This is a genomic window from Bradyrhizobium sp. UNPA324, assembly GCF_006658635.1.
Lineage (GTDB): Bacteria > Pseudomonadota > Alphaproteobacteria > Rhizobiales > Xanthobacteraceae > Bradyrhizobium > Bradyrhizobium nanningense.
This window is the reverse complement of sequence record NZ_LFJD01000004.1, coordinates 4,517,700-4,518,976: the sequence shown is the minus strand read 5'-3', so window position 1 is coordinate 4,518,976 and position 1,277 is coordinate 4,517,700. Positions and strand designations below refer to the sequence as shown.

Sequence of the window (1,277 nt, the reverse complement as noted above, 5' to 3'; positions counted from 1 at the left end):
CCGATAGGCGGCCGACCGGCCGAGCCCAATCATGCGGCCCGCCGTTTCAACCGAATAACCGAGTTGGCCGCGAATGCTGCAGCTGTTGACTTTTGATTGTGCCATTGGCGCGCCTCTCTTCCACGCAGAGCGAGGGGAAAGCTAACCCCAATTTTGGGTATGGACAAGGTGGAATATGGGGACTAACGTTTATGCCGCTTCGTCCGGAATATCCAGCCGAAAAGGGAAGCGCCTTCCATGGCCCCTCGTCGCAAGAACGCTATCGTCGCATCCACTCAGAGCCGCGAATACAAGGTCAGATTGCCGGAAGATGTGGCGCAGCGGATTGAGACCAAAGCCAAAGCCGAGGGCCGCCCCCAAAACCGGGTGATCATCAACGAGCTTGCCGCCTTCCCTGATCTGGAGCAGCAGGCCAAGCTCGGGCAACTGGTCAGGGATATGGACGTCACGCTTGCGCGGTATAGCGCACGGATCGTCACCGCTGATCTGACCGACGACTTGCTGCGCACGCTGCGCGAGATGACGCAGACAGATGACGCTAACAGCGGCAGCGTATGGCGGGCGAGGTCCGCCAAGTTGCGCGTGATCCTCGCCGAAATTGAGAAGCACGCGCGGGGCTCAAAGAACAAGTAAGAGTTGGCGTGAGGGAGTTGGTTCAATGATCGATCGCAAAGCGAAACCGATCGCCCCGAGCGGTGCCGATCCCGTTGAGTTGGACGACAGCGGCGCTTCGCCGGTCGATACGGCGGGGTCTCGACGCGAGCACGATCCCGACGAGCCGCGCCAGATGATCAACGAGGAAATGCTTCTGCGGCTCGTTCCGATCGGGCGAGCCACGCTTTATCGGATGATGCGAGATGGCACTTTTCCCAAGGGGACTTTCGTAAGCCCGAACAGAAGGCTTTGGCTCTCGTCCGAGATCGCGCGCTGGCAGCGCGAGGTTGACGCGTTTGTTCCGAACCGTCGGCGGGGCAAGGGGCGCGGCCGTCGTGCTTCGGGCAGCTCCGACTAGCGCCTATCCGTGAGACCGGGGCCTATTAGGGCCCGCCTCATTCGGGCGGGCCTTTTTCTTTGTCGGCGAGCATCACCTAAGCCATTGGTCTCTTTACGCTTTATCTATTCTTGGATTAACAGAAGTAAGCCTTGCGACAAGGACCACACGGTTTTGCCATACGCACGGCCCGCCATGTCGCCGCAGTATTCCCAGCCCTGTCGACGGAGCCGGAAACTTGCAAGACGAGACGAAGCCTAGCAGCGCCGTTCGTCCGCACGCGGGT

The 1,277-nt window shown here is 60.3% G+C and carries 2 protein-coding genes; both read left to right on the top strand.

All coding sequences use genetic code 11. The features are described 5' to 3' along the window. Positions 1-237: 237 nt before the first annotated feature. On the top strand, positions 238-633 hold the full coding sequence (locus UNPA324_RS21745; RefSeq protein ID WP_141933934.1) for a hypothetical protein: 396 nt from the start codon (positions 238-240) through the stop codon (positions 631-633). A gap of 25 nt (positions 634-658) precedes the next feature. After that, positions 659-1,012 (top strand): helix-turn-helix transcriptional regulator, encoded by a 354-nt coding sequence (locus UNPA324_RS21740; protein ID WP_141933936.1) that lies wholly within the window; start codon positions 659-661, stop codon positions 1,010-1,012. The last annotated feature ends 265 nt before the right edge of the window (positions 1,013-1,277 follow it).

What these genes read in the sequence shown, in the direction of transcription:
- UNPA324_RS21745 (WP_141933934.1), top strand. Translation starts at nt 238, where the DNA reads ATGGCCCCTCGTCGCAAGAACGCTATCGTCGCATCCACTCAGAGCCGC.
- UNPA324_RS21740 (WP_141933936.1), top strand. Translation starts at nt 659, where the DNA reads ATGATCGATCGCAAAGCGAAACCGATCGCCCCGAGCGGTGCCGATCCC.